The organism is Betaproteobacteria bacterium (genome assembly GCA_016720925.1).
In the GTDB taxonomy this organism is placed as follows: domain Bacteria; phylum Pseudomonadota; class Gammaproteobacteria; order Burkholderiales; family Usitatibacteraceae; genus UKL13-2.
On the sequence record JADKJR010000001.1, the window covers coordinates 483,395 to 505,188 of the forward strand.

Genomic DNA, 21,794 nt, shown 5'->3' on the forward strand with positions numbered 1-21,794 from the left:
GCAAGGTCGAGCGCTTCATGCGCACGATCAACCAGGGGTCTCATCCACGCCTTGCCTGGCACCACGTTTGGCAAGCAATACAGATTGCCAGATTACGACCCTACCAAGCATGCCACGGTGGATTTCCATGAACTGGTGAAGATCATGCATATGTGGGTGGTCGATATCTACATGCAGGACTACCACTCCGGCATCATGACTACGCCAGCAGCGAAATGGGCGGAAGGAGTCATCGAAAATCCGCCCCGTCTGCCGCCGTCCAGACGCGAGCTCGATATCGCGCTTGGCGTCATCGTCGAACGCACTATTCATCACTATGGGATCGAGATCAACGGGCAACTATTCAACTGTCAGGACCTCTCGTTGATTCGCGCCCGCATGGAAAATCCGGAAGGGCAAGCGCCAAGCCATGGCGCGGTTGAAGATCAAAATGCTTCCCGATGACATCAGGGGTATTTACGTGCGCGATCCCCTGACTGACGAATACCTGTGGGTGCCAAACACGGAGCCCGAATATGCCGAGGGAAAAGGTTGGCACCAGCACAAGATCATCCAAGCCTATGCCAAGACCTTGGGAACCGGAAAGGTTGACCAGGAGGGACTGCGTATCGCCGAGGCCAAGATCGCGCGTCAGATCAAGAAAGTCGTGAAGCGCGGCGGGGGAAAGCGGGGCAATAAGCACGTGGCTCGTTACGAGAATGTGGCCCAGTCGGACTACCAGCAAGCGGAAGCCGCACAGGCAGAACGTAATCCTTCAAGCGAACTTGCCGAGTTCTCGGATGAGCCTGGCAACACCAATTTCGGTGAGCGGCCCCTGTTTGTCCCGACGGAGCTGCCTCCGGCCCAAGATGGATGGGAGGTGAACTCAGACTAGACCATCGACCGCACTCTCCGTTCTATTTTCCTCCAACTGAAAGGTTAACCATGCGTACACCAGACCAGACCGCCGATACGACTGCTTCTGCCAAAGCGGGTTCCCTCGACAAGCTATACGGGGCCTTCGTCCGCCATCCGCGCCTTACCCATTTGATGGAGGCAATCGATGAGTGTCTTGAAGTCACCCGCGAAGATCAGGAGCCGCGCTGCATGACCATTGTCGGTGAATCGGGCGTCGGTAAAAGCACACTTATCGCCCAGGTATTGAAGGGCTATGCGGCGGAGGAAACACCCACGGGTCGGATCGTACCGATTTTGGCGATCGATGTGCCAAAGCCGTGCAGTGTGAAGGGAGTGACCACCACTCTCTTGAGCGCGCTGGGGGATCCTCAGCCGGATCGGGGTAATACTGTGAGCCAGATCGAGCGCCTTTACAAGCCCGTCATACATTGCAAAGTCGACATGATTATTCTCGATGAATTTCAGCATCTCCTGGATGAGAAAACCGAGCGCGTGCTGGGCGATGTGTCGGACTTCGTCAAGACGCTGATCAACCGGACAAAGATATCCTTTGTGCTGGTCGGAATGCCTAGCCTGGTCAAGGTTGTGGAAGGGGATAGCCAAATCCAGTTACGCAGCCGCTTCATGAATCGCATGACGCTGGAACCTTTCACCGGCAGCGTGACAATGGCGACGAATACCGGAAGTTTCTTCAACAGATTGAATTGACGCTGCCGTTTTCGGGCCAATCGAATTTGTCGGATTACCATCGCGCCATGCGTCTCTACGTCGCATCGGGCGGCTACCTCCGCTACACCATGCGTGTAATCAAGTCCGCGGCCCGCAAGGCCATGAAGCTGAAGCTGAACGAGATCGATGATGCCGTCCTCGTCGCCGCCTTTGACGCGGAAATCGGCGCGAGCGGTTTTGTGAAATTCAACCCGTTTACCGTGAATATCACGGCCATTGAGAACGAGATCATCGGCGGAAAGAAAAATCGGCACAAAGGGGCATCATCCAATCGGATCAAGTCCAAGAAGAAGGACGAAGCTGGCGCAGTTGCGGAATTGTCTTAGGGAGGCTCAGATGCAGCGATCGGCAATGGCACTGCTGGTAAGACCCGATCCCTTTGACGATGAGAGCCCGCTAGGCTACTTATTGCGCCTCATTGATCTGAATGGGTTGGTGTCTGGCAATCACTTGCTTGACCTGATTGCTGTGGAGGGACGGCGCTGGCGGTCCCTCTGGGCGGTTGCCACGCGCCCACAGGGCATGATGGATCTGGCAATTGCCCTCGGCAAGCCGGTGGAACCCTATCGGCAATTGGCCTATACACGGTCGAATTCAGAATTGTTTTCAACCTGTTTGTTTAAGGGTTCGCAAATTCCGCGTTGGGCTCTTCGAGTCAAAAGGTCGCACGTGTGTGTCGTCTGCCTGCGGGCATCCGCGCACGCGCGTGCTGTGTGGGATTTGTCGCTGGTCGAAGGTTGCCCTCAGCACAACATCCGGCTGATAGATGCCTGCCCACATTGTCACTCCGCACTCCGCATGGCCCGGCAAGAGGTTGCTACCTGCGGCTCGTGTGGCTTTGACTTGCGACTGGCTGAAGGTGAACCGTTGACGACGGTCGAAAGCGACCGGCTTCGTTTGATCCTCCACGCGTTGGCAGGACCACATGACCGCCCCAATATGGTGGGCGAACAGGTGATCTCCAAAGGTGGCTGGCTGGCGCTGCTGGCGTTTTTATGGCGCTCCGGGGGCGAATGGGCTCGCATCGGAAAAAGTGACACTTGAAATCCCCGATATCACGCGAATTCGCGGCGAGGGTATCAGCGAGGCCCTTGTCGGCTTACGTGATTGAGTCAATTCGACACGCTCGTGAGGGCGCATATCGGAAAGGTCGCGTTGCAACTGCCGGCGCTAGGAATCGAGGCGTGGATCATGCGCCTACAAGAACGATTGGTCGCGCGTCAGTACCACGCCAAGGAATTTGACGTACTGCGAGCGGCGCCGAGACGGCTCGCCAGCACAACCCTCAATGACAATGGGGCGGTAGACGTCGGTGGCGGCAAGTCGTTGATGAGCGACACGACCTTTAGCCGCGCTCAGGTTGCCAAGATTCTAGGTGTACCCACGGTCTACTTTCGTCGGACGATGCCCTGTCGGGCCTTAAGGAGGTTGATTGCTTGGCGGCGGATGGCAAGAATGTAAGTGCGTACGCGTTAAACGACTTGTTGAGTCGCATTCAGCGCCAGATCGTGTCGAGACCTGCAGGCAGAACTATTTCTGTTCGGGACATTATTGTTGGCGGTAAGCTGCCACTCGCCGGCAGGACACTCTGGGAGCTTTTGTTGAATTGCGCGAAGGGAGAATATTGGGTGTCGCGTGGGTTCCTGGGCAGCCCTTCGCAACAATGACATTGAATCGCGAGGATTGTGCTGACTTTTTAAGGGAACGAAAAGTTGATGACGGATTTCTGTCAGTGCCCGAGGTGGCGCTCCACCTGCGGACCTATTCGGACGTGATTTATCGATTGCTCCGTACCGGAAAATTGATAATGCATGAAAGAGTATTGCAACGGACCAGCAAACAATGGTGCATGACTAAGACGGATCTCGAAGAATTCGATCGCACCTACGTGTTGGCGGGTTCAATGGCGCGGCAGTTTTCTGTCAATCACACAAACGTTGCCGACAAGATCCGCGATGCCGGCGTTGAGCCAGTGTCAGGGCCAGTATCGATGATGGTCTGGTTTATCTGTTCCGGCGACAGGATTTACGATCTATCGATCTTGCTGCAGCGGTGAAAACGCATTGCTATCGAACCAGGGCCGGGCGACCGAAGTCTGGTGCTCCGGCGCGCCATGCTGAATTCGCTCAAATGGAACTGCATGAATCCTCGGTGGTCATGGCGCGTCTGAATATTTCGTCGCAGCGCTTGGGCCGCTTGGTGAAGGATGGCAGACTTCAGTGCATTGAACATTCAAATCAACTGGGAAACCGGCGCGTGTTCGAGCGTGGGGTCGTTGACACATTCTGCGCGCAGTATCGCGAAAATGCTGGCTGGATGCGCATAGAGGATGCGGCGAAATACTTCGACGTATCGCCCCAAGGATTTCGGCGAAATTGGACAGATTCGGGAAGGCTTAAGACCGAAACAGATGGGTTGGGGACATACCTTCGAGTAGAGGACGTTGACGTGGCGATCAAGCAGAATAGAACTCAACTTACCGCGCGGCAGGCAAGTCAACTAATCGGGATCGAAAAATCCACACTCGCCAATTGTCATCAGCTAGGGAGAATACGACCAATTTCCGGACCAGGCATCGATCAGTTTGGGACTTACCTCTACGACCGAACGTCCGTACTCGCGTTGCGACAATACAATATTTGTCAAGAATCAGCAGAGAATGAAAAAGACAAGGCATGAAAACTTCCTGCGGAATTCTCGAAAATGATTGCGTTGTCTGGTGATCACTGAAATTTTGCCTGCCATGCCACGGGCGTCTGTTCCTACTTCATGGCGACTGGCTTTTTCATGGCGCAACATATCTGTGTGAACGAGCATCGGCAAAGCCGCCTGTGCGTGGGATGGCTTGGGCGCTTTAAGTGGTGCCAGCATGCCCCCCGTCCCGTTGGCGCTGACAGGTCCGTGGCTTGCTGTTGGCAGAGTTGGTCATACCATCCGCAGCTCAAAGCAAACGCTATTAATGTCGGATCGGACATAAATCTCGCCGCCGTGGGCACGGATGATGGAGCGAGAAATAGCCAAACCCAATCCAGCCCCTTCGCCGCTGCGGTGCCGCGACGGGTCGGCACGGTAAAAGCGATCAAATATCCGCGATAGATGTTCCTGAGGATCGGCTCGCCAGTATTTTCGATCGCCAGCGTAGTGCCTTCTCCGGTCATCTCGATACCGACACGAATGCTGCCGTCCACAGGGGTGTGGCGGATCGCGTTGGATAACAGGTTGGCTAGCGCCCGGCGCAGCATCAGCTTGTCACCGGATACCTGTCCGGTACCGGTTACCGAGAGGTGCAACGCCTTTTCCTCAGCCAGCGCATCGAAAAATCGAACAGTTCGCGCACCTCCTTCGACAGGTCAACAGGTTCACGATTGGGCACAATCAATCCGTTGTCGGCTTCTGCAAGGAACAGCATGTCGCCAATCATGCGCGCGAGGCGTTCGAATTCCTCAGTATTGGACGCCAGCACCTCACGGTATTCGTCGGGACTACGCGCCCGGGTCAGCGCCACCTGGGTTTCCGTCATCAGATTGCTGATTGGCGTGCGGAGTTCGTGAGCCAGATCGGAGGAAAAATCCTTCAGCCTTTGAAAGGAATCCTCGAGGCGGGCGAGCATGTCATTCAAGGCTTCCGCGAGTTCTTCCAGCTCGACGGGAACCGAATCGACCGCCAGGCGGTAGTCGAGCCGGCTTGCCGTGACGCCAGCCGCTCCCTCGCGAATGGCCTGCAAGGGCGCCAGCCCGCGCCTTACCGCAGCCCAACCGAGGAGCCCGGCCAAGACGGCAGCAACGGCCACGAACAACCAAAGTGTCCGCTGGAACGAGGCCATGAAGTGTTCATGGTGCGTGATGTCGATCGCCACCGCGACAAGCACCGGCGGCCAGCCGGCGATACCTGTCGGCAACAAGGCGGCAATGCCGCGCCGTGGTTGCGCGCTAGGCAGCCCATCCTGTTTCCAGACTTGCGGCTGCGGCGGACTCTTGATGGTGTCGCGCGCCAGCAAGGTGGGCGGAAAGCTGGTGCCGGTGGTAACGAACAGTGTCTGTTCGCCGGGGCCACGCACCAGCATGGCGAGGCCATGGTGACCGACCAATGAATCGTCAAGTTGCGCCACGAGTGCACTGAGATCAGCGGGCGTCTGCACTTTCTCCAGCAGGTTTCCGGCCAGATGCAGCTTGCCGGTCATCTGTTCCATGTCCTGTTCGACAAAGTGTTGCTCAACCGCATTGCCAATAAAAAGCCCCAGCATCAGCAACACCGCCGTCGAGATGGCCGCAAACAGTAGCGTCAGCCGGGACGTAATCGACTTGCGGCCGCGCCTCATTCAGGGTCATCCTCCAGCACGTAACCCATGCCGCGCACGGTGCGGATGAGCTTGAGTTCGAAACCGTCGTCCATTTTGGCGCGTAGCCTGCGTACCGCCACTTCAATGACATTGGTATCGCTGTCGAAGTTCATGTCCCAAATCTGCGAGGCAATCAGCGAGCGCGGCAGCACTTCGCCACGGCGTCGAAGCAGCAGCTCCAGTAGCGCGAATTCCTTGGCCGTGAGGTCGATGCGCTGGCCACCGCGCGTTACCCGGCGGCGCAGCAGATCGAGTTCCAGATCCGCCACGCGTATCTGCTCTGCCTCCCTGAGGCGACTGGTGCGGCGCAGTAGCGTGCGCACCCGGGCAAGCAGTTCGGCGAAGGCGAAGGGTTTCACCAGATAATCGTCGGCGCCAAGTTCGAGGCCCTTCACTCGGTCGTCAACCTGATTGCGCGCGGTAAGAAACAAGACCGGCAATTCGCGCCTGGTGCGGCGTATTCCAGCGAGAACCTGCCAGCCATCCAATTTCGGCAGCATCACATCGAGGATCGCCAGGTCGTAATCCCCAGTCTCGCCCAGATGCAGCCCGTCCACGCCGTCGCGCGCCAGATCGACGACAAAACCAGCCTCGACCAGACCCTTCTTGAGGTAGTCACCGGTTTTCGGTTCGTCTTCGACAACCAGAATCTTCATCGCGCCTTTCTTTCATTTTTCTTTCATGACGATGCGGCGATTGTGCGCTTCCAGAATCAATGCACGTCAATGATTACAGAAATGTAATCCCGGCGTCAGCTTGCGTAAGGGAAACTGTTTGCAGAATGCTCACTACGCGTCGTTGAAGGAAAGTCTGCCATGAAACCAATACGTATTACCCTAGTACCCGTCCTCGTCATAGCGACGCCGTTTGCCCAAGGCGCTCACCGTGCGGAGTTCTTCAAGAGCGTCACTTGTGGTGGTTGCGGCGCCGGAGGCGGCGTATTTGCCAGCCACTTGATATGAGCATGATATTTACCCTTCGGAAGCCGCAGTTCGCCAGTTGCGTTGCCGGACTGGCGCTAAGCTTTTCAGGGCTGGCAGCCGATACTCCGCCTGCGTCGTCCGGCTTGGCGTATGCATTGGAGCAAGCGTGGCGTCTGTACCCGCAGGCAGCGGGCCTGGATGCCCGTGAGATCGAGGCTATCGCAGCCCGCGAGGCCGCCGCCAGCCTGACGCCAGAGTCGGGTTCGGTCAGCATCGGCAATCTCAACGACCGCATCAATCGGAATCTGGGACGGCAGGAATGGGAGATCGAGCTGGCGACGCCGCTCTGGCTGCCGGGACAGAAGGTCGCGCGTGAGGCCGAGGCGGCAAGCCGCATCGACGAGGTTGTCGCAAAGCGTGCTGCACTGCGCTGGGAACTGGCGGGCGAGGTGCGCGATGCGTGGTGGGCGCTGGCTACGGCGCGTAATGTCAGGGTCTGGCAGCCTGCCGCCTCGAAACCGCGCACGCGCTGGAAGCCGACGTGCGGCATCGCTACCAAGTGGGTGAGTTGTCACGCATCGACGCCAACCTTGCGCAGTCCGAAGTACATGTTGCCGAAGCGGAGTTGATCGAATCCGAGGCGTCCCTGCTTCAGGCGGAGCAGGCCATGCAAACGTTGACCGGCGCGGCTGCGCCGATGGATATGGACACAGAAACGCCAGCGACGCGGTCTAGTCCGGGTGGAAATTCGTCTGCGTTCGAGTCCCACCCGCAACTCTTGGCTGCCGCCGCTGCCTCGCGCGGCGCCCGCGCCAAGGCGAAGATTGCCAGCGAATCGCGCCGTGCCGCGCCGGAATTGGCGTTGCGGGTCGTGCGCGAACGCGGTGACTTTGCGGAACCCTATGCCAACAGTGTCGGCATCAGGCTGAAGATTCCATTTTCTTCGGCACCACGGGTACGCCGCGAATCCTCGGCGGCTGAGGCCGAAGTCGCCCAGGCGGACGCCGAAATGCGGCGCATCATGATCCGCGTCCAACTCGATGCGGAGCGGGCGCAACGCGCATCGCATGCAACGGAGCGGCAGTTCGCCATGGCGCAGGAGCGCCGTACTCTCTCCGCGGAAAATCTGCGCCTGATCGAAAAGGCCTTTTCACTCGGCGAATCCGATCTGGCGACACTGCTGCGCATCCGCGCCGCCGCCTTCGACGCCGAAGCCTTGCTTGGCCGCCAGCGCGTCGCTCGCGCGGTGGCGGTATCGCGCCTGAATCAATCCTTGGGAGTATTGCCGTGAGACATGTCGTTGCAATCGCGTTGTTTGTTTTGGCATTACCCGCCATGGGTCACGAAGGGGAGGATCATGGCGCGCCGCCGCCGGCAGTCAGTCTGCACGTGGCGCCGCGTGCAAGCGCCGCGACCGAGGAATTCGAGATAGTGGTTGTGCTCGAAGACAAGAAGCTGGTGGTGTATGTCGACCGTTTCGCCAGCAACGAACCGGTCACGAACGCCAAGGTGGAGGTCGAGGGTGCGGGACTGAAGGGCATCGCCCGTGATGCAGCACCCGGCACGTATGTCATGGATATCGCCGCAGCGATTCCACCGGCCAGGCATCCATTGACGATTGGCATTGAGGTGGGCGACACCACGGATCTACTTACGGCAGTACTGGATATTCCGCCGCCAACGGCGGGCGTCGAGCCTGTCGACCGTTGGAGGCAACGGGTCGTCTGGATTGTCGCTGCCCTGCTCTTGCTTGCCGGTGGTGGGTGGTTTGTTGCAGGGCGTCGCAAAAACGCCAGGAGAATCTGACCATGCACAAGATCAACGCATGTTCAATCGTGGTCGTAACAATGTTGGCGGTCGCCGTGGGCAACGCCTTCGCCCACGGCGACGAAGACCACAGCCAGGACAAGAATAAAACCACTGCCGTCGCGCCAGCGAGTGCAACGGGCTCAATGAGTAACTTCGCCTCTCCGCAGCGGCTGAACGACGGCAGCCTGTTTGTTCCCAAGATCTTGCAGCGTCAGATCGGGGTTCGCACTCAGCCAATCCGTATTGCCGAACTCACCGCAACGATCGAACTCAACGGCAAAGTAATCCCGGATCCCGAGACGAGCGGTCGGGTTCAGGCGACGTTTGCCGGCATCGTTGTGCCCGGTCCTAAAGGCATGCCGGTACAAGGACGAAAGGTCGCCAAAGGCGAGGTACTCGCCTATCTGCGCCGGTCAGCGGAGCCATCGAACGTGGCAATCAGAAATCGCAACTGGCCGAACTGGAGGCCCAGTTAGCTATTGCCGACGGGCGCGTGAAGCGTTTCGAACAGCTTGAAGGTGCCGTGCCGCAAAAAGAAATCGATGCGGCGCGCATCGAGCGCGGGGCGTTGCAGCGGCGCCGTGCCTTTGTCAGCGCCAGCATTGATACCGCCGAACCATTGCTGGCGCCAGCAGGGGGCGTGATTAGCGCATCGCACCATCTGGTCGCCGGTCAGGTAGTGGACGCCAAGGAAATTCTGTTCGAGATCGTCGACCCAACCCGCCTTGCAGTCGAGGCGCTGGCCTACGATGCAAGCATAGTCTCGACACTGAGTTCTGCCAGCGCGCTGGCAGAGCAAACCGCGCTGGAACTCAAGTTTGTTGGCGGCGGCCGGCAGCTGCGTGAGCAGGCACTACCGTTGCTGTTCCGTATCACGACGAACAATGCTCCGGTGGCGGTAGGTCAGCCAGTCAAGGTGATCGTACGTACAACGCAGGGGATCAAGGGTGCTGCCGTGCGGCGATCGGCGCTGACAAAAGTTGGTGCCGGCGAGACGGCGGTTTGGGTGCATACCCAAGCCGAACGCTTTGTCGCCCGCCGCGTCCGCTATCAGTCGCTAGACGCGACGAACGTCGTCATCGCCGACGGTCTGCATGAGGGCGACCGTGTGGTCGTCGAGGGCGTTGGCCTGTTGTCGCAGGTGAGATAAATGGCCCCCCACGCTCGCAAACCCAGCTCGTTGCCCTCCGGGGGCGCACACCCTCTCGGGGCGGCCCAGCGGAGGAGTGACATGTTCGATTTCATCATCCACACCAGCCTCAAGCAGCGGCTGATCGTCCTTGGCGTCTCGCTGCTGCTGATCATCTACGGCGCGATCACGCTGCGGCAGATGCCGGTCGATGTTTTCCCCGATCTCAACAAGCCCACTGTGACGCTAATGACCGAAGCCGGTGGCATGGCGCCCGAGGAAGTCGAGCAACTGGTGACGTTCCCGATCGAATCGGGAATGAATGGCATGCCTGGCGTGACACGCGTGCGTTCGGTATCAGGCATCGGACTGTCGATTATTTATGTCGAATTCGAGTGGGGATCGGACATTTACCGCAACCGGCAGCAGATTGCCGAACGCCTGAACCTGGTGCGCGAGCAGTTGCCCCCAGGTATCGTGCCGCAGCTTGGGCCGATCTCCTCGATCATGGGTGAGATTTTACTGATCGCCATCCCGGCCGATCCTGCCAAGGTCAGTCCGATGGCAGTCCGTGAATACGCCGACTGGGTGGTGCGACCGCGCCTCCTGACCATCCCCGGCGTCGCCCAAGTGACTCCCATCGGCGGCGAGGTTCGCCAATACCTCGTGGAGCTGCGCCCGGCCCAACTTCAGGTATTGGGCATCGAACGCGAGAAACTTGAGGCTGCGCTACGCGATTTCGGGGCTAATACCAGCGGCGGTTTTCTCGAAGCGCAAGGCCGCGAATACCTGATCCGCCAGATAGGCCGCAGCGCGCGCATCGAAGATTTGCAGAACTTGGTGGTGACCATAAAGAACGGGCAACCCATCCTGCTCAAGCAGCTCGCCGATGTGAAGGTGGCGCCAGCGATCAAACGTGGCGATGGCAGCTACAAGGGCAAGCCGGCCGTGATACTTTCAGTTCAAAAGCAGCCATCGGCCGACAGCGTGGCACTTACCCGTGCGGTAGAAAAAGCAATCGTCGAACTTGGCAAGAGTCTGCCCAAGGGGATTGAAACGCCGTCCTTTCTCTTCAAGCAGGCCGACTTCATCGAGCATTCGGTGAACAATGTCGAGGAGGCCCTGCGCGACGGCGCGATCCTGGTCGCGGTAATCCTGTTCCTGTTCCTGCTAAACATCCGCACTACCCTCATTTCACTGATGGCAATTCCGGTATCGCTGCTGGCCACGGCATTGGTGTTTCATTACTTCGGTCTGTCGATCAACACCATGACGCTGGGTGGACTGGCGATCGCCATTGGTGAGTTGGTGGACGATGCCGTGGTCGGCGTTGAAAACGTATTGCGGCGCCTGAAGCTGAACCGTGCGACATCCGCGCCGCGACCGGTGGCCGAGGTCATTGCCGCGGCCACCATGGAAGTGCGCTCAGCCATCGTGTACGCCACCTTGATCATCGTGCTGGTGTTCGTGCCGCTGTTCGCACTGCCCGGCATCGAGGGGCGGCTGTTTACGCCACTGGGCGTGGCGTATATTGTCTCCATCCTCGCCAGCATGGTTGTTTCGGTGACGCTGACACCGGTGATGGCCTATTACCTCTTGCCACGGATGAAGCAGCTGCATGCCGGCGACAGCCCGGTGGTAACTTGGCTCAAGCGCCGGGATGCTGAACTGCTGCATTGGTCCTTCGGTCATGCGCGCGCGCTACTGGTTGGCGCTCTCGCGCTGGTCGTGATCGTGGCGGCGAGCGTACCTTTCTTCCCGCGCTCCTTCCTGCCGCCCTTCAACGAGGGCACGCTGACGGTCAATGTGCTGCTCAACCCCGGCACTTCATTGGCCGAATCCAACCATATTGGCACGCTGGCCGAGCAACTGGTCGCACAGGTACCTGAGGTAACCCAAGTCGGTCGCCGCACCGGCCGCGCTGAACTCGACGAACATGCCGAGGGCGTGCACTACACCGAGATGGACGTGGACCTCAAAGCTTCCGCGCGCAACCGCGAAGAAATCATCGCCGATATCCGGCAACGCCGGCTACCCTTCCGGCGTCTTCCAACGTCAGCCAACCGATCTCTCACCGCCTTGATCACCTGCTTTCCGGCGTACGCGCCCAGATTGCACTGCAGGTCTATGGCGACGACCTCGATACGTTGCGCGGGCTGGCAGCCGATCTGCGCGATCGGTTGACGAAGATTCCCGGCATCACCGATTTGCAAATCGAGAAACAGGTGTTGATCCCGCAGGTAAAGATCCGTCTGGATTACGAGCGGGCGGCGCTCTACGGCGTGGCGCCGGGCACCGTCCTTCGCGGACTACAGCAGATGATCGAAGGTGAGCGCATCACCCAGCTCATCGAAGGAAACCGCCGCTTTGACCTGCTGGTACGCCTGCCGGAGCGCGCGCGCGGGCCGCAGGCGCTGGCTGAACTGCTGATCGAAACGCCGTCCGGCCACGTCCCCCTGTCTAAAATCGCCAGCGTGGAAGAGAGTGACGGTCCCAATCAGGTCAGCCGCGAGAATTCACGCCGCCGTATCGTGCTCTCGGCCAATACGGACGGTCGCGATATGTCCAAGGTGATCGCCGACATCCGCGCCGAGCTCGGCACAAGGGCCCTGCCGGAGGGGCTACTTCACTGCGCTGGAGGGGCAGTTCCAGGCGCAGGAGCAGGCGGCCAGGCTCATTACTCTGCTGGCTGCCGTATCGCTGACCATGATCTTCATGGTGCTCTACAGCCGCTACCGTTCGGCGGCGCTGACTCTCATCATCATGGGCAATATTCCGCTGGCGTTGATCGGCAGCGTGATCGCACTGTGGATATCCGGGCAGCCCCTGTCGGTTGCCGCCCTGGTGGGCTTCATTACCCTGACCGGCATCGCCACCCGCAACGGCATCCTCAAGATCAGCCACTACATCAACCTTTGCGCCTTCGAGGGCGAGCAGTTCGGGAAGTCTATGATCGTGCGCGGCTCGTTGGAACGTCTTACGCCGGTGCTGATGACCGCGCTGGTGGCGGCCTTCGCCCTGATGCCCTTACTGGTCTCGGCCGACGCGCCGGGCAAGGAGGTACTGCACCCGGTGGCCGTCGTGATCTTCGGCGGACTAATCAGTTCGACGTTGCTTGATACCCTGCTCACCCCGCTGATGTTCTGGCTGTGGGGCAAGCCGGCGTTGGAGCGTCTGCTTGCCGCTCATGAGAAAGACAGTTTTTAACCTTGTTCCAATAACCGAGGAAAGCGCACCATGAATCACATTCAAACCATCATTCTTTCAGCTTGCACCAGCGCGCTTATGCTGGCCGGCCGAGTCAGTACACGCCCATGGCGACGAACACAGAAAGCGCCCAATGGCGGTCAGTTGCGCGAGGCCAGGATATATCGTTTCGAACTGGTGATGGCGAAGGACGGCAACGAGGCAAGGGAAAGCCCGCTCGTCGTCTATGTGACCGACCGTGCCGGTGCTAAAGTATCGACCGCCGGCGCGAGCGCCGCAGCGACGATCCTCGCCGGCAAAACCAAGGTCTCCGCGACCCTGGTCCCCGACGGCGATAACCGCATGAAGGGTACAGCCAAGTACGCTTCATTGCCGGACCTGAAAGTTGTGCTGTCGATAACTTTGTCCGGCAAGGCGGCCGAGCAGGCACGCTTCACGCCGCTTGCCGCCTCGAAGGACGCGGGTACAGAGCACAAGCACTGAGTTAAAGGTGATTGTGTAACCTTTTCGTTGAGTCCTTTGCGAGAGCGGAATCATGAAAGTTAAAAAGAAACATAACGGATTGGAAGTCACCAAGAAGGCGCAACGAAAGCGATGCGCAAAGCAGATTTGCACAGTACAGCGAAGCGGCGATGCAACAACCATCTGACTCGAAATACGTACCCGCGTTGGGTTTCAACTGGCTTACCCCGTATTACGATGCCGTGGTCGGCACCACCACGAGGGAGCGCCGTTTCAAGCGGGCTCTCATCAAGCAGGCGCGCATCGAGCCGGGTCAGCGGGTGCTGGATCTGGCGTCTGGAACCGGCACCTTGGCGATCTGGATCAAGCAACACCAACCATTGGCCGATGTCACAGGCGTTGATGGTGACCCAGCCATTCTTTCGCTTGCGTGTCGAAAGGCACGCAGGGCGGTCGTCTCGGTGCAGTTCGACCACGCTCTGTCCTACCACCTCCCATATCCGACGGCGCACTTTGATCGAGCGGTTTCAAGCCTCTTCTTTCACCACCTGTCGTGGGAGGACAAAGTGCGCACCGCCCACGAGCTGTTTCGGGTTCTCAAGCCGGGTGCGGAGCTGCATGTGGCCGACTGGGGACGCGCCACCAACCCTTTGATGCGTGGGTTGTTTCTATTCATTCAACTTCTTGACGGTCTCGACAACACTCAGGACAACGCGTCGGGCAAACTCGTCACACTCTTCAACCAAGCCGGGTTTGCCGACGTATCACAGCGGCAAACTTTCAGCACTGTCTACGGAACAATGGCGCTCTATAGTGCAGTTAAGCCGGCCGGGGGGTGATGTACGAATTTGCCTCCCACGGGACGCGCCCGCCGAACCTGAAACCGATACAGAGGGCGTAACCGAGCAACACGCGATCTGTAGCATCGAATTTCGCCGTGCGCGCGTAAGTCGTAGGCTTGTGCAGCCAGGCGAGCCAGTGGGGCTTCCCATTTCCGCCACCAACACGCGAAGTTGTCGGCATTCACCGCGCGATAGCTGTCATCGAGTTGCGACGGGAGCGCGAGAATGGCGGCGCCATTTGCGTGAAGTACTTCGCCTTGCTGATCGTACATTCGCTTCCGGGCAAGGAGCGCTTCCAGTACGAAAGCCAGTGCTTCAACAATGAGCATTTGCATCTCTTATGCCAGAGTTCTTGTGGATAAGGATGGAGGGCCAACAGGTTTGCCGGGATACCGCAAGCTAACAGAACTGTAATGGCGCGGTCAGCTTCCAGTCGGCACCCGAGGTCCAAACTTCATTCCATCGCGGTAACTTATGCCGCGTGATTGCCAGGCGCCAAGCTTGGCAAATGAAACGAGTCAACCTATCAACCAGTGAAGGACAATGCAATGAAACTCCTCAATACACTTGCAAGCGCGATGGTCGCGGTATCGCTGTTGACCGCACCTGCGGTATTCGCGGCGGAAACGCCCAAGAAGGCCAACATTCACGAGTTCATGAAGGAGTGCGACATGGACCACGACGGAATGATGTCAAAGGCCGAGATGTTGAAACACATGGAGAAGATGTTCGACAAGGTGGACGTCAAGAAGGCAGGCAAGCTCGACAAGCCGCAGACTGAGACTTTCTTAAAGCAGTTCAACACGATTAGCGGCGGCTGATCGCCGACAGACTATAGCAATTGGTAATGCAGCGGGGGCCGGTCGATTTTGCGACGGATCGGCCTCCCGGCTCGGCACGATGCACTGCCAACCGGCCAACATCCAAGATCTGTCTTGGCGCTCAGATGCGCACTGATCAATGAGATCACGACTGACGCGTGAATTATTTCCGATGCGTGAAAGGCTGTATGAGTGCTTGATTGGGTCCTGCGTTTGACGCAGAAATTCCCTAGGACATTCCTGACTCGGATTGTTTCTGTTACACCACAATTTCTCCTGACGCCCGTCCTCGCAGCGCCACATTCAGCAGAACACCTGATCCGCCGGGGGCGAAATTGTACCGGCGCGCGCGACGATGGTAACCGCAATGGCGCCTATTGAGGACATGGTTGCTCTCGTGATGTCGTCATAAGCGCCACGCCGAAATGTCAATCAAAAGGAAATACTCATGAGCGCGCCAGACGAACCGCACGAACATTCCAAGCATCGCGAGCAAGCGCCGAAGCGCGACCATATTGCCGTTACGTTGCCTGCCGCGTCCCACTCGCATGAGGAGACAAATACCGGGCCGCCATCAGCGGTAGCAACCGGCACGATCTTCACCTGCCCGATGCACCCGGAAATCCGCCGGAACGAACCGGGTTCCTGTCCAATCTGCGGCATGACGCTCGAACCGGTCATGCCCGCGCTCGACGATGATGAAAATCCAGAGCTGGCCGACTTTCAGCGCCGCTTCTGGTGGACGCTGCCGCTGACCGTCGTCGCGGTACTGCTCGCAATGATCGGCCATCGCCTGGATTGGTTCGATGGCACCAATCAAAGTTGGATGGAACTGGCGCTGGCGACGCCGGTGGTGCTGTGGGCCGGCTGGCCGTTCTTCGTTCGCGGCGTGCGATCGGTGCTCACGCGCAGCCCGAACATGTGGACCCTGATCGGCCTTGGCACCGGCGCCGCCTACCTCTACAGCGTCGTCGCCACCGTCGCCCCCGGCGTATTCCCCGCGACCTTTGTGGCCATGGACCGCGTCCAGGTTTATTTCGAGGCCGCAGCGGTGATCATCTCGCTCACCTTGCTCGGGCAAATACTGGAACTGAAGGCGCGCTCGCAGACTTCAGCGGCGATCAAATCGCTGCTCGGCCTCGCGCCCAAGACCGCGCGCCGTATCAAGCCCGACGGGAGCGAGGACGACATCCCGCTCGCAAATGTGCATCTGGGCGACCTGTTGCGGGTTCGACCGGGCGAGAAAGTGCCGGTCGATGGCGTGGTGACCGAAGGCAGCAGCGCGGTCGACGAGTCGATGCTCACCGGCGAACCCATGCCGGTGATGAAGAAGGCCGGTGACAAGGTCATCGGCGCGACCATGAACACCACGGGCGGGCTGGTGATGCGCGCGGAAAAGGTCGGCGCCGAAACCATGCTTTCACAAATCGTGCAAATGGTCGCGCAAGCGCAGCGATCGAAGGCGCCGCTGCAACGTCTGGCGGATACCGTGGCAGGCTATTTTGTACTGGTCGTGGTCACCATCGCTATCGCTACCTTCTTTGTCTGGGGATTCTTCGGGCCGGAACCGAGCTGGGTGTTCGGACTGATCAACGCGGTCGCCGTGCTGATCATCGCCTGCCCCTGCGCGCTGGGACTGGCCACCCCATGTCGATCATGGTCGCCACCGGCAAGGCGGCCACCAGCGGCATCCTGTTTCGCGATGCGGCCGCCATCGAGAACTTCCGGCGCATCGACACGCTGATCGTCGACAAGACCGGCACCCTGACGGAGGGCAAGCCGGCGTTCGAACGCGCGATCGCCGCACCCGGCTTCGACGAGGCCGAAGTGCTGCGCCTCGCCGCGAGCCTGGATCAGGGCAGCGAGCATCCGCTGGCGAAAGCGATAGTCGACGCCGCGGTGGCACGCGGGTTGGCATTGGACAAGGCGGAGGAGTTCGAGTCCGGTACCGGCATCGGTGTGCGTGGCCGCGTGGGCGCGAAACAACTTGCACTGGGTAACGCGGCGTTGATGGCGGATTTGAAGATCGAACTCGCCCCGCTACTGGGCGAAGCAGACTCACTGCGGAAGGAGGGCGCCAGCGTCATGTTCCTCGGTGTCGATAATGCATTGGCCGGCATGCTCGCCGTGTCGGACCCGATCAAGGCCAGCACGCGGGAGGCATTGCAGCAACTGAAAGCCGCCGGCATTCGCGTGGTCATGGCGACGGGCGACGGCACCATCACCGCCAAGGCGGTTGCCGCCAAGCTCGGCATCGACGAAGTGCACGGCGAGGTCAAGCCGAAGGACAAGCTCGACCTGGTGGCAAAACTGCAGGGCGAGGGTGCCATGGTCGCAATGGCCGGCGACGGCATCAACGATGCACCGGCATTGGCGAAGGCTGATATCGGCATCGCCATGGGCACCGGCACCGATGTGGCGATGAACAGCGCAGCGGTCACGCTGATCAAGGGCGACTTGCGCGGCATCGCGCGTGCCCGCCTGCTCTCCAATGCGACCATCCGCAACATGCGCCAGAACCTCGTATTTGCCTTCGTCTACAACGCGCTTGGCGTGCCGCTGGCGGCAGGGGTGCTGTATCCGCTCACCGGATGGGTGCTGTCGCCGATGATCGCCGCGCTGGCGATGAGCCTGAGTTCGGCGTCAGTGGTGTTTAACGCGCTACGGCTGAATCGCAGCGCGTGAAGTAATCCGATGTCTAGCGCTGGCGCGACCACAAGCCAGAACGCCGCGGAAATGGGCGCGAAACATTCAACTCCATGTCCTGCCAAAAGTAGTGGGTCAAATCTTCGGCTAAACCCACTCGATCCATGCGCCAGATTTAGCACCACCGTCTGCCGCGCTAAATTTCAGTGCCACGCTTTCATGTCGAAATGAATCTGGAAAAAGTCAGGCTATGTGCGACAACGAACAGAACCGGCAGTTCTTCCCGCGTAAAAGTCAGTGTGAACATGGCAGCTATAGATTCCCGAAAAAGGTGCAATTTGGCAAAGACGCTTTCATTGACGCGAAGTATCACCGGGGTGCCTGAGGCCAGACTGCCGCTGCGTCGGTGTCGGTCTGCGCGCGTGACGTTGGTGATGGCTTGGGTCGCATTCTGGCTTAACAGCGTATTTTTCCCGTGTTGCGAGGCGTTTGCAGCGGCCTTCGATGATCACTCCAATGACGTTTCGCAATCGGCCGCGGTCGCGGAACCAGCGCACGATTCCGACGCGACTCATTCCGAACGCCCGCACCATAGCCCAGACTCGCCTTGCGATTACAAGCTTGATGCGGGGCCAGCGACTAGTGGCGAGTATGCAGGACTGCCAAAAGGTCACGCCCCGTTGGAATGGATCATGATCCATGTCCCGAACGTCGTTGGTCAGACAGCAGTAATCCGCGCCGCAATCCTCGCGCCTCGTGACTACCACCCCCCACCTCCTCACGCCACTTCTCGCCTCTACCTGCACACTCAGCGCCTGCTGATTTAGTCCAGCGTCACATTGGCACTTTCCAACCGGGACGTCTGCGCCGGTTGGCACCAGAGCGATCAGACGATCTGCGCTGTTGCCTTCGGGCAAGCCCGCAGCGCCCACTGCCGCCGGTCGATAAGTGCCGAACCCGTGATATCCATGCGTTGACCTATCCATCGCAAAGCAACGACCGTCGCCATTGGTCGGCACGTGCAATTGCGTTGACTAAAGGTGACATTGGGTTGCGCACGGCAAATGGAAGCATCACAGAAAAATTATCAACGGCGGAGCTGCTCCTGCTTGAACGCGAATCACCGTGTAGTTCTTGTTAAACCCATTGGAAAGAGGCTTCAAGATGCAAACTGAACTTTTGAAAGTGACAGGTATGACTTGTGGCAGCTGCACCGGCAGTGTCACGCATGCGCTGAAAGCGATTGCCGGGGTCGGTGACGTAAAAGTGTCGCTGTCGGCCGGCGAAGCCACGGTGCAATACGACGAGCGGCTGACCTCGCCCGAGCAGCTGAAATCGGCCGTGAAAGGCGCGGGCTATGGCGTTGATGGAATCGACGCTGCGCAGAAAACCGAAGGCAAGGCTGCTGTTGCGGCTAACACGCATCAACAGCAACGAACGAATTGCATGACATCGCCAATCGTGGCCATGCACTGCCATGCCACGGTGGAACAGAACTTAAACCCTACCCTCTCAAAGGAAATTCAAATCATGAACTCTTCAACCAAAACAGCCCTCGTCTTTGCATTTGTCGTCGTCGCCCTGCTATTGCTGCTCTTCGGTGGCGGCATGGCGACGGGAACCATGATGAGTGGCGGCATGATGGGCAGCGGAAGCATGGGTGGGATTAGCTGGATGTGGATTCCCATTTTGCTGGTCGTCGTACTAGGCGTTGTGCTTGTCTCGGTTCTTTTCGGCAAGGAGTAAAGCCGTCACCCCAACTGTAGGTAACCACGTCAACGCAGGGCGACCGGGACGTGCCGCTTGGAACTCACAACAACCTTTTTTGCGGCCAGTCGTTGCACATACCGGAAACATGAATTCAATCAACCCAAAAGGAAAGACCAAAATGAAAACCTCAATACTCGTTGCCACCATCCTTGCCTGCGCTGTGCCGGCGTCAGTCGTCTCAGCACAGGAAAAAACCTCGCTCGCCAAGCCGGCAATGAACATGAAAATGGGAATGGGCATGGGCATGGACAAGCAAATGCCCGAGATGCAGGAGAACATGAAAAAAATGCAGGAGCAGATGGAGAAAATCCGCGCGACCACCGACCCGAAGGAACGCCAGCAGCTGATGCAAGCACACATGCAGGCCATGCAGGAAAACATGAAAGCGATGCGTGGCATGGGTGGCATGGGTGGCATGGGGGGCCCGATGATGAAGGGCGGCGACGAGCAGGGCGGCATGATGATGGGCGGCAAGAAAGGCGCCATGAAGGACGGCATGAAAGATGGCGAAATGATGAAGCATCACGACATGATGGAAAGGCGCATGGACATGATGCAGATGATGATGGAGCAGATGATGCAACGCGACCAGATGATGCAGCCCATGCCCGCCAAATGACGGCAACCTTTAATGAAATCGCATTAGCCAACCTACAGTTCCGCCACTTAAAAGGAGTCGATTCATGTATGGATTCAGCACTCAGCTAAAGGTACCGTTCGATACCGCCGTCGCAAAAGTCACCGAGGCCCTGCAAAAGGAAGGATTCGGCGTGCTCACCGATATCGATGTCCAGGCAACGCTGAAAGCCAAGCTCAATATCGAACGCCGGCCTTATCGCATACTCGGCGCATGCAACCCGCCGCTCGCGCACCGCGCGATCGAGGCCGACCCCGACATCGGGTTGTTACTGCCGTGCAACGTGGTCGTGCGCGAAGAGGCCGATGGAACCATCACGGTTGCATTCATGGACACCGCTGTCGTATTGCAGTTGGTCGACAAACCGGAAATACATGCTCTTGGCAAGGAAGTAAAGGCACTTCTGCAGCGGGTCAGCGCGCGCCTCAAGGTTTGATGCCGTGGCAAGACATCCCAATCAACGCGGGCTAGACAATTTCACGAACATGGATCGAACCGATCTCCATATTTTGACAATACGGGCGTGTCGAGCGCGCCAGTATCGCCCGGCCGTCACTAAAGGAAACACATCATGAGTCATCATCTGGACCAGAACGCCAAAGACTGCGTTGCCGCCTGTAACGACTGCGCGACCGAGTGCGGCAATTGTTTTGCGCATATGGTCGGCAAGGAAAGCAAAAACGCCTGTCCGGCCTGCTGCATCGAGTGCGCGGCAATCTGCCGACTGTGCACCGATGCGATCGCCCGCAATAGCCCTTTTGCCAAGCAGGTCTGCAAGCTGTGCGCGGACATCTGCGAGTGGTGTGCCAAACAATGTGGCGCGCATGACATGGATCACTGCAAGCGTTGCGCCGAGGCATGCCGCCGTTGTGTCGAGGCTTGCCACAAGATGGCCGGCTAATCAGTGCAAGTTCAAGGGGCCATGCTCGACAAACGCACGAATATATATCGAACTTGGCCCCTTTTAACCGTTCCACAATTTACCTGAGAGGAGTTCACTATGAGCATCGCAATCGTTCAACGCTGTGCAGCGTCGATCGCTATTCTTGCCGTTCTTTCTGTGGTGGGTTGCACGGACAGAGGCGCAACGCCATCCACCAATGCGAAGTTGTCGCCTGCCACGGCCGCAGACATTGACCCACGCTCGAAAGTAGTCGGTGTCGAGCCTGCGGGGTCCACGACAGAAGCTCCGGCAACGACCTCGCCCGTCAAGTCCTCGATCAGCAAAGCCGAGCAGTCGAGTGCCATGCCGTTGCCGGGACAGGCCAAGGACCATTCCACGCTTGCGCCGAAGGCATCGCAAAAGTCCGGAAACACGGGTCGCTAACGTGTACCGACGCGCGGTCGGCATCAAATTCATCCGGCCGGATGAGCAGCCTGAACTGGTTGCCGTGTCGGCAGGTCGGCTGGTCGGGACTGCCGCGGAGCGCGATCAGGAATGCTGGCTCGAATGAACCAGTGTACTAAGGAGCACATCATGAAACACTCGTTTGTAGGAAAAGTTGGCGCGCCACGGGCGATAACAAGATCGTCGAGATACGCAACGATTGTCTGCGGGAACGAACGCCCCCGGAGCCGGCGCG

Annotated in this window: 19 protein-coding genes and 4 pseudogenes; 21 read left to right on the top strand and 2 right to left on the bottom strand. The window is 58.8% G+C overall.

The window, feature by feature from the left end; genetic code table 11:
- The first annotated feature begins 51 nt into the window (after positions 1-51).
- The 7 genes from IPP88_02340 to IPP88_02370 all read left to right on the top strand — a co-directional run bounded on the left by IPP88_02340 (position 52) and on the right by IPP88_02370 (position 4,305).
- Positions 52-444, top strand: a complete 393-nt coding sequence (locus IPP88_02340) for a hypothetical protein (GenBank protein MBL0121600.1) — start codon at positions 52-54, stop codon at positions 442-444.
- Positions 410-874, top strand: coding sequence for a hypothetical protein (locus IPP88_02345; protein MBL0121601.1), 465 nt, complete (start codon positions 410-412; stop codon positions 872-874). Before IPP88_02340 ends, IPP88_02345 begins: the two co-directional genes overlap by 35 nt.
- A gap of 50 nt (positions 875-924) precedes the next feature.
- Complete coding sequence (locus IPP88_02350; protein MBL0121602.1) at positions 925-1,605, top strand: TniB family NTP-binding protein; 681 nt, start codon at positions 925-927, stop codon at positions 1,603-1,605.
- Positions 1,606-1,652: 47 nt separating this feature from the next.
- Positions 1,653-1,952, top strand: coding sequence for a hypothetical protein (locus tag IPP88_02355; protein ID MBL0121603.1), 300 nt, complete (start codon positions 1,653-1,655; stop codon positions 1,950-1,952).
- Positions 1,953-1,977: 25 nt separating this feature from the next.
- Positions 1,978-2,670: a TniQ family protein gene (locus IPP88_02360; GenBank protein ID MBL0121604.1), complete on the top strand. Its 693-nt coding sequence runs from the start codon at positions 1,978-1,980 to the stop codon at positions 2,668-2,670.
- An 805-nt stretch (positions 2,671-3,475) separates the two neighbouring features.
- A complete protein-coding gene (locus IPP88_02365; protein MBL0121605.1) occupies positions 3,476-3,682 on the top strand; it encodes a hypothetical protein in 207 nt (68 codons plus the stop codon).
- A 74-nt stretch (positions 3,683-3,756) separates the two neighbouring features.
- Complete coding sequence (locus IPP88_02370; GenBank protein ID MBL0121606.1) at positions 3,757-4,305, top strand: helix-turn-helix domain-containing protein; 549 nt, start codon at positions 3,757-3,759, stop codon at positions 4,303-4,305.
- 246 nt (positions 4,306-4,551) lie between these two features.
- Here IPP88_02370 and IPP88_02375 read toward each other — a convergent pair.
- Both IPP88_02375 and IPP88_02380 read right to left on the bottom strand, forming a co-directional pair.
- Positions 4,552-5,944: pseudogene (locus IPP88_02375) on the bottom strand (heavy metal sensor histidine kinase).
- Positions 5,941-6,621 carry a heavy metal response regulator transcription factor gene (locus IPP88_02380; protein MBL0121607.1) on the bottom strand — a complete coding sequence of 227 codons (681 nt, stop codon included), beginning with the start codon at positions 6,619-6,621 and terminating at the stop codon, positions 5,941-5,943. Before IPP88_02380 ends, IPP88_02375 begins: the two are co-directional and overlap by 4 nt.
- A 308-nt stretch (positions 6,622-6,929) precedes the next feature.
- Between IPP88_02380 and IPP88_02385 the strand changes: the two genes are divergently transcribed.
- The 14 genes and pseudogenes from IPP88_02385 (at position 6,930) to IPP88_02450 (ending at position 21,538) form a co-directional block, all read left to right on the top strand.
- A complete protein-coding gene (locus IPP88_02385; GenBank protein MBL0121608.1) occupies positions 6,930-7,517 on the top strand; it encodes a hypothetical protein in 588 nt (195 codons plus the stop codon).
- Complete coding sequence (locus IPP88_02390) at positions 7,430-8,179, top strand: TolC family protein (GenBank protein MBL0121609.1); 750 nt, start codon at positions 7,430-7,432, stop codon at positions 8,177-8,179. Before IPP88_02385 ends, IPP88_02390 begins: the two co-directional genes overlap by 88 nt.
- A complete protein-coding gene (locus tag IPP88_02395; protein MBL0121610.1) occupies positions 8,176-8,694 on the top strand; it encodes a hypothetical protein in 519 nt (172 codons plus the stop codon). Before IPP88_02390 ends, IPP88_02395 begins: the two co-directional genes overlap by 4 nt.
- Positions 8,695-8,696: 2 nt before the next feature.
- Positions 8,697-9,847, top strand: a pseudogene (locus IPP88_02400) (HlyD family efflux transporter periplasmic adaptor subunit).
- 81 nt (positions 9,848-9,928) lie between these two features.
- Positions 9,929-13,033, top strand: a pseudogene (locus IPP88_02405) (efflux RND transporter permease subunit).
- A gap of 30 nt (positions 13,034-13,063) precedes the next feature.
- Positions 13,064-13,516 (top strand): hypothetical protein, encoded by a 453-nt coding sequence (locus tag IPP88_02410; GenBank protein MBL0121611.1) that lies wholly within the window; start codon positions 13,064-13,066, stop codon positions 13,514-13,516.
- Between the two features lie 149 nt (positions 13,517-13,665).
- Entirely contained in the window at positions 13,666-14,334 is a 669-nt protein-coding gene (locus tag IPP88_02415; protein ID MBL0121612.1) for a class I SAM-dependent methyltransferase, read from the top strand.
- A gap of 551 nt (positions 14,335-14,885) precedes the next feature.
- Complete coding sequence (locus IPP88_02420; protein MBL0121613.1) at positions 14,886-15,158, top strand: hypothetical protein; 273 nt, start codon at positions 14,886-14,888, stop codon at positions 15,156-15,158.
- 448 nt (positions 15,159-15,606) lie between these two features.
- Positions 15,607-17,843, top strand: a pseudogene (locus IPP88_02425) (copper-translocating P-type ATPase).
- Positions 17,844-18,968: 1,125 nt separating this feature from the next.
- Positions 18,969-19,550, top strand: a complete 582-nt coding sequence (locus IPP88_02430; protein MBL0121614.1) for a heavy-metal-associated domain-containing protein — start codon at positions 18,969-18,971, stop codon at positions 19,548-19,550.
- Between the two features lie 142 nt (positions 19,551-19,692).
- Positions 19,693-20,193, top strand: a complete 501-nt coding sequence (locus tag IPP88_02435; protein ID MBL0121615.1) for a hypothetical protein — start codon at positions 19,693-19,695, stop codon at positions 20,191-20,193.
- 64 nt (positions 20,194-20,257) lie between these two features.
- Positions 20,258-20,647: a DUF302 domain-containing protein gene (locus tag IPP88_02440; GenBank protein MBL0121616.1), complete on the top strand. Its 390-nt coding sequence runs from the start codon at positions 20,258-20,260 to the stop codon at positions 20,645-20,647.
- A gap of 135 nt (positions 20,648-20,782) precedes the next feature.
- Entirely contained in the window at positions 20,783-21,112 is a 330-nt protein-coding gene (locus IPP88_02445; protein MBL0121617.1) for a four-helix bundle copper-binding protein, read from the top strand.
- Between the two features lie 99 nt (positions 21,113-21,211).
- Positions 21,212-21,538, top strand: coding sequence for a hypothetical protein (locus IPP88_02450; GenBank protein ID MBL0121618.1), 327 nt, complete (start codon positions 21,212-21,214; stop codon positions 21,536-21,538).
- The last annotated feature ends 256 nt before the right edge of the window (positions 21,539-21,794 follow it).

Excerpts from the sequence above, each read along its gene's own strand:
- IPP88_02430 (MBL0121614.1), top strand. The coding sequence starts at position 18,969 with ATGCAAACTGAACTTTTGAAAGTGACAGGTATGACTTGTGGCAGCTGC.
- IPP88_02350 (MBL0121602.1), top strand. The coding sequence starts at position 925 with ATGCGTACACCAGACCAGACCGCCGATACGACTGCTTCTGCCAAAGCG.
- IPP88_02440 (MBL0121616.1), top strand. The coding sequence starts at position 20,258 with ATGTATGGATTCAGCACTCAGCTAAAGGTACCGTTCGATACCGCCGTC.
- IPP88_02360 (MBL0121604.1), top strand. The coding sequence starts at position 1,978 with ATGGCACTGCTGGTAAGACCCGATCCCTTTGACGATGAGAGCCCGCTA.
- IPP88_02365 (MBL0121605.1), top strand. The coding sequence starts at position 3,476 with ATGACTAAGACGGATCTCGAAGAATTCGATCGCACCTACGTGTTGGCG.
- IPP88_02385 (MBL0121608.1), top strand. The coding sequence starts at position 6,930 with ATGATATTTACCCTTCGGAAGCCGCAGTTCGCCAGTTGCGTTGCCGGA.
- IPP88_02420 (MBL0121613.1), top strand. The coding sequence starts at position 14,886 with ATGAAACTCCTCAATACACTTGCAAGCGCGATGGTCGCGGTATCGCTG.
- IPP88_02370 (MBL0121606.1), top strand. The coding sequence starts at position 3,757 with ATGGAACTGCATGAATCCTCGGTGGTCATGGCGCGTCTGAATATTTCG.
- IPP88_02450 (MBL0121618.1), top strand. The coding sequence starts at position 21,212 with ATGAGCATCGCAATCGTTCAACGCTGTGCAGCGTCGATCGCTATTCTT.
- IPP88_02380 (MBL0121607.1), bottom strand. The coding sequence starts at position 6,621 with ATGAAGATTCTGGTTGTCGAAGACGAACCGAAAACCGGTGACTACCTC.
- IPP88_02410 (MBL0121611.1), top strand. The coding sequence starts at position 13,064 with ATGAATCACATTCAAACCATCATTCTTTCAGCTTGCACCAGCGCGCTT.
- IPP88_02415 (MBL0121612.1), top strand. The coding sequence starts at position 13,666 with ATGCAACAACCATCTGACTCGAAATACGTACCCGCGTTGGGTTTCAAC.
- IPP88_02355 (MBL0121603.1), top strand. The coding sequence starts at position 1,653 with ATGCGTCTCTACGTCGCATCGGGCGGCTACCTCCGCTACACCATGCGT.
- IPP88_02345 (MBL0121601.1), top strand. The coding sequence starts at position 410 with ATGGCGCGGTTGAAGATCAAAATGCTTCCCGATGACATCAGGGGTATT.
- IPP88_02445 (MBL0121617.1), top strand. The coding sequence starts at position 20,783 with ATGAGTCATCATCTGGACCAGAACGCCAAAGACTGCGTTGCCGCCTGT.
- IPP88_02435 (MBL0121615.1), top strand. The coding sequence starts at position 19,693 with ATGAAAACCTCAATACTCGTTGCCACCATCCTTGCCTGCGCTGTGCCG.